The organism is Bradyrhizobium centrosematis, from assembly GCF_045571495.1.
In the GTDB taxonomy this organism is placed as follows: domain Bacteria; phylum Pseudomonadota; class Alphaproteobacteria; order Rhizobiales; family Xanthobacteraceae; genus Bradyrhizobium; species Bradyrhizobium centrosematis.
On record NZ_CP120703.1, the window covers coordinates 4043518 to 4059607 of the forward strand.

General features: G+C 64.7%; 17 protein-coding genes and 1 tRNA gene. 7 read left to right on the plus strand and 11 right to left on the minus strand.

The window, feature by feature from the left end; translation table 11 throughout:
- The first annotated feature begins 289 nt into the window (after nucleotides 1–289).
- Genes dctP through P6U31_RS19420 form a run of 3 tightly spaced genes read left to right on the plus strand, consistent with a single transcriptional unit; the run spans nucleotide 290 to nucleotide 3218 of the window.
- Nucleotides 290–1312, plus strand: coding sequence for a TRAP transporter substrate-binding protein DctP (gene dctP, locus P6U31_RS19410; protein ID WP_407183275.1), 1023 nt, complete (start codon nucleotides 290–292; stop codon nucleotides 1310–1312).
- Nucleotides 1309–1863 (plus strand): TRAP transporter small permease, encoded by a 555-nt coding sequence (locus tag P6U31_RS19415; RefSeq protein ID WP_407183277.1) that lies wholly within the window; start codon nucleotides 1309–1311, stop codon nucleotides 1861–1863. Before dctP ends, P6U31_RS19415 begins: the two co-directional genes overlap by 4 nt.
- Nucleotides 1860–3218 carry a TRAP transporter large permease gene (locus tag P6U31_RS19420; RefSeq protein WP_407183278.1) on the plus strand — a complete coding sequence of 453 codons (1359 nt, stop codon included), beginning with the start codon at nucleotides 1860–1862 and terminating at the stop codon, nucleotides 3216–3218. The genes P6U31_RS19415 and P6U31_RS19420 overlap by 4 nt, the downstream gene beginning before the upstream one ends.
- Before the next feature lie 132 nt (nucleotides 3219–3350).
- Here P6U31_RS19420 and P6U31_RS19425 read toward each other — a convergent pair whose 3' ends face one another.
- Genes P6U31_RS19425 through P6U31_RS19440 form a run of 4 tightly spaced genes read right to left on the minus strand, consistent with a single transcriptional unit; the run spans nucleotide 3351 to nucleotide 9072 of the window.
- Complete coding sequence (locus P6U31_RS19425) at nucleotides 3351–4262, minus strand: hydroxymethylglutaryl-CoA lyase (protein WP_407183280.1); 912 nt, start codon at nucleotides 4260–4262, stop codon at nucleotides 3351–3353.
- Between the two features lies 1 nt (nucleotide 4263).
- A complete protein-coding gene (locus P6U31_RS19430) occupies nucleotides 4264–6267 on the minus strand; it encodes an acetyl/propionyl/methylcrotonyl-CoA carboxylase subunit alpha (protein ID WP_407183281.1) in 2004 nt (667 codons plus the stop codon).
- 4 nt (nucleotides 6268–6271) lie between these two features.
- Nucleotides 6272–7876 (minus strand): carboxyl transferase domain-containing protein, encoded by a 1605-nt coding sequence (locus P6U31_RS19435; protein WP_407183283.1) that lies wholly within the window; start codon nucleotides 7874–7876, stop codon nucleotides 6272–6274.
- A 23-nt stretch (nucleotides 7877–7899) separates the two neighbouring features.
- Nucleotides 7900–9072 (minus strand): isovaleryl-CoA dehydrogenase, encoded by a 1173-nt coding sequence (locus tag P6U31_RS19440; RefSeq protein WP_407183285.1) that lies wholly within the window; start codon nucleotides 9070–9072, stop codon nucleotides 7900–7902.
- 122 nt (nucleotides 9073–9194) lie between these two features.
- Here P6U31_RS19440 and P6U31_RS19445 point away from each other — a divergent pair, with 122 nt between their 5' ends.
- Nucleotides 9195–10223: an AraC family transcriptional regulator gene (locus P6U31_RS19445; protein ID WP_407183287.1), complete on the plus strand. Its 1029-nt coding sequence runs from the start codon at nucleotides 9195–9197 to the stop codon at nucleotides 10221–10223.
- A gap of 96 nt (nucleotides 10224–10319) precedes the next feature.
- Here P6U31_RS19445 and P6U31_RS19450 read toward each other — a convergent pair whose 3' ends face one another.
- From P6U31_RS19450 to P6U31_RS19460, 3 genes are all read right to left on the minus strand, one after another.
- A complete protein-coding gene (locus P6U31_RS19450) occupies nucleotides 10320–10619 on the minus strand; it encodes a DUF3551 domain-containing protein (protein ID WP_407183288.1) in 300 nt (99 codons plus the stop codon).
- A gap of 218 nt (nucleotides 10620–10837) precedes the next feature.
- A complete protein-coding gene (locus tag P6U31_RS19455; protein WP_407183289.1) occupies nucleotides 10838–11332 on the minus strand; it encodes an Lrp/AsnC family transcriptional regulator in 495 nt (164 codons plus the stop codon).
- A 293-nt stretch (nucleotides 11333–11625) separates the two neighbouring features.
- Nucleotides 11626–11931 (minus strand): ETC complex I subunit, encoded by a 306-nt coding sequence (locus P6U31_RS19460; RefSeq protein ID WP_247527477.1) that lies wholly within the window; start codon nucleotides 11929–11931, stop codon nucleotides 11626–11628.
- A gap of 255 nt (nucleotides 11932–12186) precedes the next feature.
- On the opposite strand from P6U31_RS19460, the gene P6U31_RS19465 reads away from it, so the two are divergent.
- Both P6U31_RS19465 and P6U31_RS19470 read left to right on the plus strand, forming a co-directional pair.
- Nucleotides 12187–13362, plus strand: coding sequence for an OpgC domain-containing protein (locus tag P6U31_RS19465; protein WP_407183290.1), 1176 nt, complete (start codon nucleotides 12187–12189; stop codon nucleotides 13360–13362).
- A 182-nt stretch (nucleotides 13363–13544) separates the two neighbouring features.
- Nucleotides 13545–13943, plus strand: a complete 399-nt coding sequence (locus P6U31_RS19470) for a translational machinery protein (RefSeq protein ID WP_407183291.1) — start codon at nucleotides 13545–13547, stop codon at nucleotides 13941–13943.
- Nucleotides 13944–14027: 84 nt separating this feature from the next.
- Here the strand turns inward: P6U31_RS19470 and P6U31_RS19475 are convergent, their stop codons facing one another.
- Nucleotides 14028–14222: a hypothetical protein gene (locus P6U31_RS19475; RefSeq protein WP_128925567.1), complete on the minus strand. Its 195-nt coding sequence runs from the start codon at nucleotides 14220–14222 to the stop codon at nucleotides 14028–14030.
- A gap of 235 nt (nucleotides 14223–14457) precedes the next feature.
- Here P6U31_RS19475 and P6U31_RS19480 point away from each other — a divergent pair, with 235 nt between their 5' ends.
- Nucleotides 14458–14619, plus strand: a complete 162-nt coding sequence (locus P6U31_RS19480) for a hypothetical protein (RefSeq protein ID WP_407183292.1) — start codon at nucleotides 14458–14460, stop codon at nucleotides 14617–14619.
- A gap of 164 nt (nucleotides 14620–14783) precedes the next feature.
- Here the strand turns inward: P6U31_RS19480 and P6U31_RS19485 are convergent, their stop codons facing one another.
- The 3 genes from P6U31_RS19485 to P6U31_RS19495 form a co-directional block, all read right to left on the minus strand.
- Nucleotides 14784–15146 carry a hypothetical protein gene (locus P6U31_RS19485; RefSeq protein WP_407183293.1) on the minus strand — a complete coding sequence of 121 codons (363 nt, stop codon included), beginning with the start codon at nucleotides 15144–15146 and terminating at the stop codon, nucleotides 14784–14786.
- Nucleotides 15147–15397: 251 nt separating this feature from the next.
- Nucleotides 15398–15474: transfer RNA gene (locus P6U31_RS19490), tRNA-Pro, on the minus strand.
- A gap of 93 nt (nucleotides 15475–15567) precedes the next feature.
- Entirely contained in the window at nucleotides 15568–16053 is a 486-nt protein-coding gene (locus tag P6U31_RS19495; protein WP_407183294.1) for a DUF192 domain-containing protein, read from the minus strand.
- Nucleotides 16054–16090: the final 37 nt, after the last annotated feature.

The following is a 16090-nucleotide window of genomic DNA, read 5'->3' on the forward strand; positions in this document are numbered from 1 at the left end:
CCGCTATCCAAGCTCGACGGATTGCCAGCCGGCGTTGTTACGCGGCCTCCGATAAATTATCGCGAGCCCTCCACCCTCCGCCGTTCGGCGTCGTCTCGCGCACACACCCGAGATCGGATGTGTGCAGCGCAGCATGCCCGGCACTTGCCGCGGCATTCGGTCTCGAACTATCAGATGAGAGAATATCGGGTGAAAGACCGGCTAGGATGGGCCAACGCACCGGTCACCCACGACCCGCCCAATCACGCAAAGCAAGAACCGTCCAAAGAAACGCCAAGGGAATCACACCATGCTCACGCGCCGCCATCTGCTCGCGACCGCCGTCGCCGCACCCGCCATCCTCCGCTTTGGCACCGGCACCGCGCTGGCCGCGACCACGCTGAAGATCTCGCACCAATTCCCGGGCGGCACCGTCGACAAGGGCGACTTCCGCGACCGGCTCTGCCGCGTGTTCGCGGCGGAAGTCGCCAAGCGCAGCAACGGCGACATCGCTGCCGAGATCTATCCGAACTCCTCACTGATCAAGACCAACGCCCAGTTCTCCGCCATGCGCAAGGGCGCGCTCGACATCAGCCTCTATCCGATGCCCTATGCCGGCGGCGAGCTGCCGGAGACCAATATCGGCCTGATGCCGGGCCTCGTGACCACCTACGACCAGGGCCTGCGCTGGAAGAAGGAGCCGGTCGGCAAGGCGCTGACCGACTTCCTCGCCGACAAGGGCATCATCCTGCTCACCTGGGTCTGGCAGGCCGGCGGCGTCGCCAGCCGCTCCAAGCCGATCGTCGCGCCCGAAGATGCCAAAGGCATGAAGGTGCGCGGCGGTTCGCGCGAGATGGACATGGTGCTGCAAACCGCCGGCGCCTCGGTGCTGTCGGTTCCTTCCAACGAAATCTACGCCGCGATGCAGACCGGCGCCTGCGATGCCGGTATCACGTCCTCGACCAGCCTGATCTCGTTCCGTCTGGAAGAGGTCGCGAAGTCGCTGACCTCCGGCGCGGGCGCCTCCTACTGGTTCATGCTCGAGCCGCTGATGATGTCGAAGGCCATCTTCGACAAGCTGCCGAAGAACCATCAGGACATCCTGCTCACCGTCGGCACCGAGCTCGAAGCCTTCGGCCGCAAGGGCGCGCAGGATGACGACGTCGAGGTGGCCAAGGTCTACGAGAAGGCCGGTGCCAAGGTCTCTGCGCTCGATGCCGCCACGGTCGGCAAGTGGCGTGACATCGCCCGCGACACCGCCTGGAAGGACTACAGCGCCAAGACTGCGACCGCGGCTAACCTGCTCAAGCTCGCCACCGACGTCGCCGCATGAGCCATGGTCCGCTTCCGGATCGTGACGACACGGCCAACACTGTCGCAAGGTCAGGTCTTGCGGCAGCGGTCGATCGCGGTCTTGCCATCGTCAACGGCATCATCGTGGTGTTCGCCGCGATCGCCCTCGTCGCCGCTTGCGTGATCCTGAGCTACAGCGTGCTCAGCCGCGCGCTGTTCAAGGCCGCAAATTACTGGCAGGACGAGGCCGCTGTGTTCCTCCTGGTCGGCGCGACCTTCATGACGGCGGCCTATGTGCAGCAGAACCGCGGTCATATCGGCATCGAAGCCTTCGTCGGCCTGCTGTCGCCATTCGCGAACAAGGTTCGCCTCTGGCTGGTCGACGCCGCCACGTTCCTGTTCTGCGCCTTCTTCACCTGGAAGTCCTGGACACTGGCCCATGAGGCCTATGTCGACGGCCAGGTCTCCAACTCGATGTGGTCGCCGCCGCTCGCTATCCCCTACGCGCTGATGGCGCTCGGGATGAGCCTGCTGTGCCTCCAGATCCTCGTGCAGCTTGCGCTGCCCTTCGCCGGAGCCAAGCGTCCATGAGCGTCTTCGGTATTGGCCTCGCCTACGGCATTGCGACCCTGCTGGTGATGTTCTCAGGGATGCCGATCGCCTTCGCGCTCGGTGCGGTCGCGGTCGTGTTCATGGGCATCTACATGCCCTCAGCCTCTCTCGATACGGTGACGCAGAACGTCTACGAGGAGATGGCCTCGATCACGCTATTGTCGATCCCGCTCTTCATCCTGAAGGGCGCGGCGATCGGCAAGTCGCGCGCGGGCCAGGATCTCTATTCGGCTCTGCATGCCTGGCTGCATCGCGTGCCCGGCGGGCTCGGCGTTGCCAACGTGTTCGCCTGCGCATTGTTCGCGGCCATGGCGGGCTCGAGCCCGGCGACCTGCTCGGCGATCGGCTCGGCCGGCATCCCCGAGATGCGCAAGCGCGGCTATTCCGGCGGCTTTGCCGCCGGAATCATTGCCGCCGGCGGCACCCTCGGCATCCTGTTGCCGCCCTCGATCACCATGATCCTGTTCGCGGTCGCCGCCGAAAAGTCGCTGGGGCGTCTGTTCCTCGCCGGCATCGGGCCGGGCCTGCTGCTGGTCACGCTGTTCGGGGCTTACGCGGTGATCCGTTTTCGCCGGGAATATGCGGCGGCCGAAGCGATCTACAAGAACGGCGGCGCCGAGGCCGCGATCCTGACCCGCGACGAGTACACGCTGGCCGAACGCTTCAGCGTGCTGCCGCGGGTGATCCCGTTCGTGCTGCTGCTCACCGGCGTCATGATCGCGCTCTATGGCGGCTACGCCACGCCGTCGGAGACGGCGGGCCTCGGCGGCCTCCTCGCGCTGGCACTGATCGCGGCGATCTACAGCGTCTGGCGGCCGAGCGACCTCGCCCCGATCATGAAATCGACGATCCGGGAATCCACCATGCTGATGATGATCATCGGCATGTCGCTGCTCTATTCCTACGTGATGAGCTATTTGCACATCTCGCAATCGGTCGCCGAATCCATCGTCGCGATGCACTTGCCGCGCTGGGAGCTCCTGTTCGCGATCCTCGTCATGGTCGTCGTGCTCGGCTTCTTCCTGCCGCCGGTCTCGATCATCCTGATGACGGCGCCGATCATCTTGCCGCCGCTGCGCGCCGCCAACTTCGATATTATCTGGTTCGGCGTGGTCATGACCATCGTGATGGAGATGGGGCTGATCCACCCCCCGGTCGGCCTCAACATCTTCGTCATCCGCAACGTCGCGCCGGACATCCCGCTGCGCGAGGTGATATGGGGCACCCTGCCCTTCGTGCTGCTGATGATGTTCGCAGTGCTGCTGCTGTGCTTCGTGCCGGGGATTTCGACCTGGCTGCCGGATCTCGTGATGGGACCGGACGGGAGCAGGTAGCGGCCCGACACCGTCATTGCGAGGAGCAAAGCGACGAAGCAATCCAGACTGCTTCAACGGAAAGACTCTGGATTGCTTCCGCCTTCGCCAAGGCTGCGGCGGACAAGTCGCTGCGCTCGCGATGACGGAGAACTAGGAAGCCGCTCGCTTCCTCTTCGCGTTCAACGCGGAAGCGGCACGGCTCACCGGCGGCTTGCCGAGCACGCCGCTCATCGCGTTGGTGGCGGCCAGCAGCTTGTTCATGTCGACGCCGGTCCTGATCCCCATGCCCTCCAGCATGTAGACGACATCCTCGGTCGCGACATTGCCGGTCGCGCCTGGCGCGTAAGGACAGCCGCCAAGGCCGCCGGCGGCGGCGTCGATGACGCGGACGCCCTCTTCCATCCCCGCATAGAGGTTGACGAGCGCCTGGCCATAGGTGTCGTGGAAATGCATCGCGAGCCTGGCTGAAGGAACGTTGGCGGCGACCGCGCGCAGCATCTCCTTGGCCTTGGCTGGCGTGCCGACGCCGATCGTGTCGCCGAGCGAGATCTCGTAGCAGCCGAGATCGAACAGCGTGCTTGCGAGATCGGCCACCGCCTTCGGCTTGATCTCGCCATCGAACGGACAGCCGAGCACGCAGGAGATATAGCCGCGCACCTTGACGCCATCGGCGTTGGCGCGCGACAGCACCGGCTTGAAGCGCTCGATGGATTCCGCGACCGTGCAGTTGATGTTGGCGCGCGAGAAGCCTTCGGAAGCCGCTGCGAACACCGAGACCACCTTGGCGCCCGCGGCGCGCGCGGCGTCATAGCCCTTCTCGTTCGGCACCAGCACGTGGAATTCCACCCCCGTCACGTGGCTGACGCCGCGCAGCACGGCATCCGAGCTCGCCATCTGCGGGATCGCCTTGGGCGACACGAAGGCGCCGACCTCGACCGTATCGAGCCCGGCCCCGACCAGCGCCTCGATGAAGGCGATACGGGCCTCGACGCTGACCGGAACCTTCTCGTTCTGGAGGCCGTCGCGCGGCCCCATTTCGATGATGCGGACCTGATCGCTCATGTCACTCTCCTGCAGGCTCGACCACGGCGAGCTCGACGCCCTCCTGCACGATGTCCCCGACCTTGCATTTGATGGACTTCAGCACGCCGGCATAGGGCGCACGCAGCGTCTGCTCCATCTTCATCACTTCAAGGGTGAGGATCGGCGCGCCCTTGTCGAGCTTGGCACCCTCCTCGGCCAGCACGGCGACGACCGTGCCCGGCAAGGGGGCCGCGATCTTGTCTTCACCGACATGCTCCTCGCTCTCGCCGCCGAACGGATCAACCCAATGCAGGTCGAAGCGACCGTTGCGGGTGCGCAGGTACAGCTCGTGACCGTCGATCACCGCAGCGACCGACGACTTGACGCCGTCGAGGGTCAGATCGAACCCGCCGTCGCGCGGCGCGATTGCGAACGCAAGCTCGCGCTCGCCGATCACCAGCGTCGACGGCCCGCTGCCATAGTTCAGCGCAATCTTCTGCTCGGACCCGTGGCCGACGCGGAAGGCAAAGCTGCGCTGGCGGCGGCCGACCGGCTGCCAACCGAAGGTCTGCCAGGGCGAGTTCGCCTGCGCCTGCGAAGTCTGTCGCTCCAAGTCGACGATTGCAGCGACTGCGGCGCATAGCTCCAGTTCCCCTGGGGCCGGCGCGGCCTGTGTCAGAACGGCCAGCTCGCGCTCGATGAAACCGGTGTCGATCGCATTCGCCCGGACCTTCGGATGCGTCATCAGCGCCGAGAGGAACGGGATGTTGGTGACGATGCCGCGAACGTCGGACTCTTCCAGCCCGCGGTTCAGCCGCTCGATCGCAACGTCCCGCGTCGGCGCCCACGCAATCATCTTGGCGAGCATGGCGTCGTAATAGGGCGAGACCGTATCACCCTCGCGATAGCCGGCGTCGATACGAAGGCCTCCCATCTCGGCCGGCATGCGCCAGGTCGAGATCCTGCCGACCGATGGCATGAAGTTCTTGGTCGGGTTTTCCGCATAGACCCGCGCCTCGACGGCGTGGCCGTTGAGCTTGATCTCGCCCTGCTTGAGCGGCAGCGGCTCGCCGAAAGCGACGCGGAGCTGCCATTCGACCAAGTCAATCCCGGTGATCAGCTCGGTCACGGGATGCTCGACCTGCAGACGCGTGTTCATCTCGATGAAGAACACGTCCTTGCCGTCGGAGACGAACTCGATGGTGCCGGCGCCGACATAGTTCACCGCACCCGCCGCCTTTCGCGCGGCGGCGCAAACCGTCTCGCGCTGGGCAGGATTGAGCGTCGGCGACGGCGCCTCCTCGATCACCTTCTGGTGGCGGCGCTGCAAGGTGCACTCGCGCTCGAACAACGAGAGCAAGTTGCCGTGGCTGTCGCCGATGATCTGCACCTCGATGTGGCGGGGATTGTCGACGTACTTCTCGATCAGCATGCGGTCGTCGCCGAACGCCGCCTTGGCCTCACGCTTGGCACTGACGATCGCGGGCGCAAGCTCGTCAGCCGACCGCACGATGCGCATGCCACGGCCGCCACCGCCGGCGGAGGCCTTCACCAGAATGGGAAATCCGATCTTGTCCGCGGCCTTCGCAAGCGTCGCCTCGTCCTGGGCTTCGCCGTGATAGCCTGGCACCAGCGGCACGCCGGCTCTCTCCATCAGCGCTTTCGAGCCCGATTTCGAGCCCATCGCATTCATCATCTCGGCGGTCGGGCCGACGAAGACGAGCCCGGCGTCATAGCAAGCCTGCGCGAATTCGGCGTTCTCCGACAGGAAGCCGTAGCCGGGGTGAACGGCCTCGGCGCCGGTCTTGCGGGCGGCCTCGATCAGCCGCTCGACGTCGAGATAGCTGTCGCGGGCCCGTGCCGGCCCGAGCAGCACGGCCTCATCCGCGAGCGCGACATGCATCGCGTCGCGGTCAGCCTCGGAATAGACCGCGACCGTGCGCAGGCCCATGGCACGGGCGGTGCGGATGACCCGGCAGGCGATCTCACCGCGATTGGCGATCAGGAGCGTGCGAAAACGCCGGTAGAGCTTTGAGCGGTCCATCGCATCACATCCTGAACAGGCCGAATTTCGTCGTTTCGATCGGCGCATTCGAGGCCGCCGACAGGCCGAGGCCGAGCACGAGGCGCGTGTCAGCCGGGTCGATGACGCCGTCGTCCCACAGGCGCGCGGTCGCGTAATATGGGTGCCCCTGGCTCTCATATTGCGCGCGGATCGGCTCGCGGAACTTGTCTTCCTCCTCCTTCGACCAGCTATCGCCCTTGGCCTCGATATTGTCTCGGCGGACCTGGCTCAACACCATCGACGCCTGCTCGCCGCCCATCACCGAGATCCGCGCATTCGGCCACATCCACAGGAATCGCGGCGAGTAGGCCCGGCCGCACATGCCGTAATTGCCGGCGCCGTAGGAGCCGCCGATCACGACCGTGAATTTCGGCACCGACGCGGTCGCGACCGCCGTCACCAGCTTGGCGCCGTCGCGCGCGATGCCGCCGGCCTCGTACTTCTTGCCGACCATGAAGCCGGTGATGTTCTGCAGGAACACCAGCGGAATGCCGCGCTGGCAGCACAGCTCGATGAAATGCGCGCCCTTCAGCGAGCTTTCGCTGAACAGGATGCCGTTGTTGGCGATGATGCCGACCGGATAGCCCCAGATATGAGCGAAGCCGCACACCAGCGTCGTGCCGTAGAGCTTCTTGAACTCGTCGAACTCCGAGCCGTCCACGACACGGGCTATGATGTCGCGCACATCGAACGGCTTTCTGCCGTCGACCGGCACGACGCCATAGATCTCCTCTGCCGCAAACAGCGGATCGCGCGGCGGACGCATGTTCAGGTTCGGCCGCGCCGGCGGTTTCAACGTGCCGACGATGCGGCGCGCAATCCCGATCGCATGGGCATCGTTCTGGGCGTAATGATCGGTCACGCCGGATTGCCGCGAATGCACGTCGGCGCCGCCAAGCTCTTCGGCGCTCACGACCTCGCCGGTCGCCGCCTTCACCAGCGGCGGACCGCCAAGGAAGATCGTGCCCTGGTTGCGCACGATGATGCTCTCGTCCGACATCGCCGGCACATAGGCGCCGCCGGCAGTGCAGGAGCCCATCACGATCGCGATCTGCGGAATGCCCTGTGAGGACATCTGCGCCTGATTGTAGAAGATGCGCCCGAAATGCCGCTCGTCGGGAAAGATCTCGTCCTGGAGCGGCAGGAAGGCGCCGCCGGAATCCACCATGTAGACGCAGGGCAGATTATTCTGCCGCGCGATGTCCTGCGCGCGCAGATGCTTCTTCACCGTCATCGGGTAGTAGGTGCCGCCCTTGATGGTGGCGTCGTTGGCAACGATCACGCATTCGCGGCCCGAGATGCGCCCTACCCCCGTGACGACGCTGGCCGAGTGCACATCGCCGCCATAGAGGCCGTAGGCCGCGAGCGGCGACAGCTCCAGGAACGAGGTGCCGGGATCGACCAACAGGTCGACGCGCTCACGCGCCAGCATCTTGCCACGCGCGGTGTGGCGCTTGCGCGAGGCTTCGCCGCCGCCGCCGGCGACCTGGCTGAGCTTTTCGCGCAGGTCCGCAACGAGGCCGCGCATGGCCTCGGAATTGCGCGCAAAATCCTGGGAGGACGGATCGATGCTCGAATGAAGCAGCATGGTGATTCCAATGGAGTAAAGGTCTAAGCCGTCTCGGCCATCAGCTCGCGGCCGATCAGCATGCGCCGAACTTCGGAGGTGCCCGCGCCGATCTCGTAGAGCTTGGCGTCGCGCCACAGACGCCCCACGGGGAATTCGGATGTGTAGCCGACCCCGCCGAGCGCCTGGATCGCCTCGCCGGCCATCCATGTCGCCTTCTCCGCGGAATAGAGGATCGCGGCAGCAGCGTCCTTGCGCAGCGTGCGCGCGTGGTCGGCGCGGTCGCAGGCGCGCCCGACGGCATAGACATAGGCGCGCGTGGCCTGCCAGGTCGCATACATGTCGGCGAGCTTGCCCTGCATCAGCTGGAAGTCGCCGATCGGCTGGCCGAACTGTTTTCGTTCGTGCATGTAGGGCACCACCGCGTCCATGCAGGCCGCCATGATGCCGAGCGGGCCACCCGAGAGCACCGCACGCTCATAGTCGAGGCCGGACATCAGCACCTTGACGCCCTCGCCCACCTTGCCCATCACGTTCTCTTCCGGCACCTCGCAATCGTCGAAGAACAAGGGATAGGTGTTGGAGCCGCGCATGCCGAGCTTGTCGAGATGCTGGCCATGGGTGAAGCCCTTGAAACCCTTCTCGATCAGGAACGCAGTCATGCCGCGCGGGCCGGCCTCCGGATCCGTCTTGGCATAGACCACCAGCACGTCGGCATCGCCGCCATTGGTGATCCACATCTTGGAGCCGTTGAGCACGTAGCGGTCGCCGCGCTTGTCGGCGCGCAGCTTCATCGAGACGACGTCGGAGCCGGCGCCTGGCTCTGACATCGCGAGCGCACCGACATATTCGCCCGAGATCAGCTTCGGCAGATAGCGCTGGCGCTGCGCGTCATTGCCATTGCGGCGGATCTGGTTGACGCAGAGGTTGGAATGGGCGCCATAGGACAGCCCGACGGCCGCGGACCCGCGCGAAATCTCCTCCATGGCGACGATATGGGCGAGATAGCCCATGTTGGAGCCGCCATATTGCTCCGGCGCGGTCATGCCGAGCAGGCCGAGGTCGCCGAGGCGCTTCCAGAGGTCGGCAGGAAACAGATTGGCCTTCTCGATCTCGGCGGCCCGCGGGGTGATCTCCGCTTCGACGAAGGCGCGCACGGTGTTGCGCAGCAGGCTGATGTCTTCGCCCAGATCGAAATCGATGCTCGGGATATTCAAGGCGATTCCTCCGTATTTTGGGCACCAAACCTAGCGGGGTCGGAGCCCTTCTGCGGTCGAAAAGGTTGCATTTTCCGCCAAACTTGGCGAGGCTTTTCCGGAGGGATGCCCCGCAGGTTCCAATGCCTTTTCAAACCGCAACCGCGCTTCCGCGCCGCGCCGTGACCCCCGCCGCCTTCGTCCGCGGCGTGATGGCCGCCTATGAACGATATGGCTGCGACCCGGCGGAAGCGCTGAGCCGGGGCCAGATCGCGCCGGACCTCGTCAATTCGCCGGACGGGCGGATCACGGCCGCCCAGTTCGAGGCGCTGGCCGGCCACGCCATGCGCGAGCTCGACGACGAGGCGCTGGGCTGGTTCTCGCGCCGCCTGCCCTACGGCACCTATGGCATGCTGTGCCGCGCCTCGATAACGGCGCCGACGCTGGAGGTGGCGCTCAAGCGCTGGTGCCGGCACCATCGCCTGGTCACCGAGGATGTGCTGCTCGATCTCGAGGTCGGCGAGGAGACCGCGGTCATTTCGATCCGGGAGCTGCGCGATCTCGGTTCGTTACGCGAATTCTGCCTGGTCACGCTGTTCCGCTACGTGCTCGGTTTCTCCTGTTGGGCCGCCGACTCCCGGATCGCGCTCCGCGCAGCGGAATTCCCGCACGCGGAGCCCGGCCATGTCTCGGTCTATCCGACCATCTTTTGCCGAAACATCCGCTTCGGTGCGGACCGCGCCCGCATCGTGTTCGACAAGCATTATCTCTCGCTGCCGCTCACGCGCAGTGCCGTCGATCTCGACAACATGCTCAAGGGCGCGCTCAGGCTGACCGTGCTGCCCTATCGGCGCGACAGGTTGCTGGTCGAACGTGTCCGCCGCGTGCTCCGCAATGCGCGCGGACGCAGTCTCGGCGCGGAGGACGTCGCAAGCGAGCTGGCGCTCTCCACCCGCACCATGCATCGGCGCCTGCGCGAGGAGTCCACATCGCTGCGCGATCTCAAGGAGGAAGCAAAATTCGAGCTCGCCAAGCAAGAGCTGATGCGCGGCCGCACGCCGATCAAGCGGATCGCCGAAATTGCCGGCTTTCGCAATGAGAAGAGTTTCTCCCGCGCCTTCCGCAGCTGGACCGGAGCGAGCCCACGCGAATTTCGCGGCAGGTATCGCTAACGCGCGCTGGAGCCGTCACCCGGCCGCCAAAAACCAACGGCCTCCGGGCTCGATCCCGAAGGCCGCAACGTCGCAAAACGAGTGTCGAATTCCACGTCAGTTCGAGTTGGTCTGCCCGCCCGAGCGAAGCTTGGCGCGCGGCTGCGCGTGCTTGGGCTGATAGGCGAGCGCGTCGTTCGAGGTCTTCGCGCCGCCGCTCTGCGAGCAGGTGCCGCCGATGCCGCCGGCCGCCTGACGACAGGCTTCCATGGTCGGATAGCCGCAGCCATGAGCGGCCTGCGCACCGTTGGTGATGCAGTATTCTTCCGCCTGCGCAGCCGGCGCGGTCATCATCAGAAACGCGGACGCGAACAGCGTCGCGGCGGAGGCGACGAACGTCTTCGAGATCGAGGTCATGGTGTCTTTTCCAGCTTAGGGTCCCACAAAAGAGGCCTCGGCATGCGATGCAGGCTGAGGTTTCACACCTCGCATCTAGGCCGCGCGGCGGAACCGACAATCACGGTCCAGCGCAACGCAGGACTTCGCAAATCACATGTCACAGTTAGGTGAGTGAGTCATATTATAGTTCGGATTACATGAAATTGCAACGAGCCGTATGGAGGCCGACGGTTTCCCTATCCCGCCGGCGCCGCCGCTGCGACCTCCTGCAACGGCAGCGGCACGTCCTTCGCGACACCCAGCACCGGGAAGCTGCGGACGTTCCTCACGTCAGGCATGGCCGCGAAATGCAGCAGCTGCTGGCGCATGCTCCCGACGCTCGGCGCCACACACTTCAGGAGATAGTCGGTATCGCCTGAAATCCGCCAGCATTGCTGGATGCGCGGGATCGCAGCGATCGAGCTCTCGAACGCTTCCAGCACCGGCTGCGCCTGGCTGCCGAGCTGGATCGAGACGAAGGAGACCACTTCATAACCGAGCCGCCGCTCGTCGAGGACCGCCCGCACAGCCCGGATCACCCCGCGGCTGAACAGCGATTTCAGCCGCCGCAGGCAGTTCGGCGCGGACACGCCGACGCGCAACGCCAGCTCGTTGTTGCGCACCCGTCCGTCCAGCTGCAGCTCTGAAAGTATCTTCAGATCGACGCCGTCGAGCTGGTCACGCCCCGCCATCCCCTCACCTCGTCATGATCGTGTCATGCGGGAAGCGAAGCACGGCGGGAAATCGCTGCCAAGGCTAGAAGAGCTCGGCAGAAAGCTTGCCTGCGGCCCGTCCTTCGAGACGCCCGCCTTCAGGCCGCCCTCAGGATGAGGTCAGGTCTGACGGCAAGATATCAAACCCCAATGGTGAGGAGCCGGCCAAAGCGGGGGCGTCTCGAACCACGCAGCCCGTGCTCGGGCCACCCGAAAACGCCGATGCCCGGGACAGGCCCGGGCATGACAACACGTCCGATGAAGATGGCCCCTTAATGCGTCCAGGGCTCACCGCGCCGGAATGAGAAATTGTCGGCGTAGGCGACCGGGCGGCGGATCGAATCCTGGGGCTCGATGACCTGGTAGGCGATGCCCTTGCGCTCGCAATAGGCGATCGCCTCTTCCTTGGAGTGGAAACGGAGCGTGATCTGCTGCTTCATGTCACCGGACGAGGTCCAGCCCATCAGCGGCTCGACCGAACGCGGCTGCTCCGGCTCGTAATCGAGTTGCCATTCCTTGGTCTTGGACCGGCCGGATTGCATCGCGTTCTTGGCGGGCTTGAAAATGCGTGCGGTCATGGGTGGTCCAGGCCTCGTTTGCGTCTTTCGTTCGATTTCGATGCGGCAGGGTGGCAGTTGGTGCAAACCTCAGGGATAGTATAGAGACACCGGTTGGGAACTGATGGTGATTCCGGCCGCCCGTAGCCTCTGCGACGGTATAGTCATTATGCTGCACCGTGACAATTGCGTACCCGCCTTCCGCGCCGGGATCCCGCCCGGCGGCACTGCCTCCCCGACCTCAGCCTGTCCGTCCCCTTCGAGAGCTCCCTTCGCATGGCATTCCTGAACATCAACGCCACGCTCCCCGAAAAAGGCCGCGACCTCCGGCTTGACCTGTTTCGCGGTGTCGCGAACTGGGCGATCTTCCTCGACCACATCCCCGACAACGTCGTGAACTGGATCACGACGCGGAATTACGGCTTTTCCGACGCCGCCGACCTGTTCGTCTTCATCTCCGGCTATACCGCCTCGTTCGTCTATGCCCGCATGATGCTGGAGCGCGGCTTCATCGTCGGCGCCACCCGGCTGACCAAGCGGGTCTGGCAGCTCTACGTCGCCCACATCATCCTGTTCGTGATCTACATCGCCTCGATCAGCTATCTGGCGCTGCGCTTCGGCGACTCCGAGATGATCAACGAGTTCAACGTCGCGGGTCTCGTCGACAACGCCACCGAGACGCTGCGCCAGGGCCTGTTCCTGCGCTTCAAGCCGCTCAATCTCGACGTGCTGCCGCTCTACATCGTGCTGATGGGCCTGTTCCCACCGGTGCTGTGGTTCATGCTGCGCAAGCCCGACCTGACCATGGTGCTGGCGATCGTGCTGTGGCTGGCGGCGCGCCACTTCGGCTGGAATCTGAACGCCTATCCGGCCGGCCAGTGGTACTTCAACCCCTATTGCTGGCAGGTGCTGTTCGTGTTCGGCGCCTGGTGTGCGATGGGCGGCGCGCGGCGCTCGATGACGCTGATCAATTCGCCGATCACGCTGTGGCTCTGCTTCGGCTATCTGCTGTTCGCGTTGGTGATGACCATGGCCGGCCGCTTCCCCGCCTTCGGCGGCTTGTTCCCGGAATGGCTGTTCTCGGCGTTCAACCCGAACGACAAGACCAACCTCGCCCCCTACCGCTTCATCCATTTCGTCGTGATCGTGATCCTGGTGATCCGCTTCGTGCCGAAGGAATGGCCCGGGCTCGAATGGAAGGTGTTCGATCCCCTGATCGTCTGCGGCCAGCAGTCGCTCGCGGTGTTCTGCGTCGGTGTGTTCCTGTCCTTCGTCGGCCATTTCGAGCTGTCGATGAGCTCGGGCTCGCTGCTCGCGCAGATCTTCGTCAGCGTCGCCGGCATCGCGATCATGACGACGGTGGCCTATTACATCTCGTGGTCGAAGAAGCAGGACAAGCCGCTGAAGCCGCCGCCGGCTAAGCCGGCAGCAAGCGCGGCGAAGGCAGCCTGAGCCGCGAACGCCTGCCGTTCGGGGTGCCCCATTCGGAAAGCGAGCCGTCGGTCGCCCTGACGGCTCGAGCCGAGCTCGATTGACCTGGGTCAACCAGGGGCGGTGCCGGTCGGCATAATGTCGTCACGACACGCGCCGCGGCACTGATCTCGGCGGCCTCCCCTCGGACAAGGCTCAAGCACATGCCCTCTCATTTTCACGCCGTGGTATGGATCGACCATTCGCAGGCCAGGATCTTCCATCTCGGCCTGAGCGGCTCTGACGAAATCACGTTGCATCCGCAACTTGCGACGCGTCATCTTCATCACAAGGCCAACGCGATCGGCAGCGGCCATGCCGCCCCTGACAAGGCGTTCTACGCCGACGTGAGCAAAGCCATCGCCGAGGCCGGTGAGATCCTCATCATCGGTCCGGCGAGCGCGAAGACGGAACTTGCCAATTACATTCGCGCGAACGCGCCCGAGATCGCCAAGCGGATTGCCGCGGTGGAAGCGGCCGATCATCCCTCGGACGCCGAAATCGTCGCCTATGCGAAACGTCACTTCAAGCTGCCGCTGCCGCGCGTGCAGGCACGGGGATAGGCCGCGGAAACGGCAACGCGGGCCAGGGCCACACACGGCCTCTAGCTCAGGCGCGACGAGTCTTCGTTTTCGACTGATCGCGCGTCAGGCCACTTCCTCGCCATCAAACTCGGTGAATTTCTTGTAGATCCAATCGCGGCCGTCATGGCGGCGCCAGACCTTGCCGTAGACGAGCTGCCCGTTGATCGAGCGGCGGGGCACGATCACGGTCCAGAGGTGCCAGATCTCGCTCCAGCTCGATTGCGGACCGGCAGTTCGGAAGTTGCGGTCGAAAGACATGAATCGATCTGATCATGATCGCCGCGGCGGCCGCAACAACCGCTCATCCTTAACCTAACCCATCAACCTTACTCCCCGCGGCTGACGGCCCGCGAGCGGTTGAAAGCTGGCGCCGGTTTATCTAGACTGGGTGCGTGATTTGAGAATGACCGCACCATGTTGGGCGCGGGATTATTGATTGAGCCGACGTTCAATTTTCTAACTGAATTTCGAGAAGATCGTCAGGGCGACCACCATGAATCTGCAATTTGCACGTCTGCGCCTGGCGCTGCGATCGACGCCGCCTGCGCCAGTCGCGGGGACCCCGGCGCAAGAGCTGCCGAAAGCCGCCAATGACAACCAGATGGCCTGGCCATTCGTCCCGTTTCCGCCGGGCTGGCACGCGTCCGGCTGTTGAGCCGGATCTGACAGGAATGACGCCTGAAAAACGCAACGCCGCGCAAGCGGAATATTATCGCTTGGCGGCGTCCGTTTAGACATTGGGCGCTGAAATCCCCAACACTGATTATGTCTATGGCGGCGTCCAAAGGTTCGACGAAGCCGCGGGCATTCCGATCGGATTTACTCAGACACCGTGCCGGTGCCGGACGCCGCCTGGCCATTGGCCTGAAGCGCGCCTTGCGCGTTGTAGGTCTGTCCCGACTGACTCCCCTGTTCACTCGCCGAGGTCTGCACCTCCGTGGTGCCGTCGGAATAGGTGATCGTCGTGGTGGTGACGCCGTCGATGGTGATGGAGACCTCGCTGACGATGGTCTTGGCTGAGCTGCCGCCCGATCCCCCGCTCCCACCCGCCGATTGCGAGGATGACGTCTCCGACGTCGCGGAGGCCGCCGTCGTCGATGATGCCGCGGATGACGCCGTCGTCGCAGTCGATGCGGAAGCGGTCACGGCTGCGCCGGTAGAAGCAATCGCACTGATCGACATGAGGACCTCGCCTGCAGGAATGGCGGGCGCAGCAGCAGTTGCTCGCCCTCTCCTTCAACGCAGCGAGCGGGCGAAGCAGGCGCAGGATTTGCGCCCTCGGATATTTCAACATGCCTGCTACTGCCCGAAGCCCCGGGTAGGGATCGTAAGATCTCGCCTGGACTCCCGGACGCAATGTCCATGCTTCTGCAACAGACGGTCGGGCCGCACGCCGAGATCACGAGAAGAATGAAGGAGACTGACCTCGGGACTGGTCGGGGCAGCTGGATTCGAACCAACGACCTGCAGTACCCAAAACTGCCGCGCTACCAGGCTGCGCTATACCCCGAATGTCCGGCGAGCCCCGTCGATACACGCTTCCCAGGGCGCCAGCAAGCTTCCAGGCGCCGGTAAGGCGCCCAGATCCAAGTGCCCGCCCGGCCTATTTGCTGCCGAACAGGGGGTGGCCGACGCGGTCGCCGGGACGGATGCCGTATTTTTGAGCCGTTCCCGCCACCACCTCCAGCACGGCCCGGGCGGGGCCCCTGGATGAGATGATCTTGGTCGACAGCGGCTCGGTGTTCTCGGCGATGCGCAGGATGCGGCCGTTGGCGCCGATGAAGATCATGTCAAGCGAGACATAGGTGTTCTTCATCCACATCGACACCTCCTGCTCGGGACTGAAGTCGAACAGCATGCCTTTGCCGTCCGCCAGCTCCTTGCGGTACATCAGGCCGGTCTGCTTCTCCTCCTCGGTCGTCGCCATCTCCACCGAGAACACCTGCACCCCGTTCTTGGTGACGATCTCCAGCGGCTGGAAGCTGGCGGCGCCGGCGGGGGCGCTGGCCACGGCACAGCCGAGGATGACGAGGATGGCGGCAAGCCAGCCTTTCAGGGCGGACCAGACGGCCTTTCGATCAGGATTCATGGGAAACACTCGAGGCGTGGGACTGGAACGAGTCCTT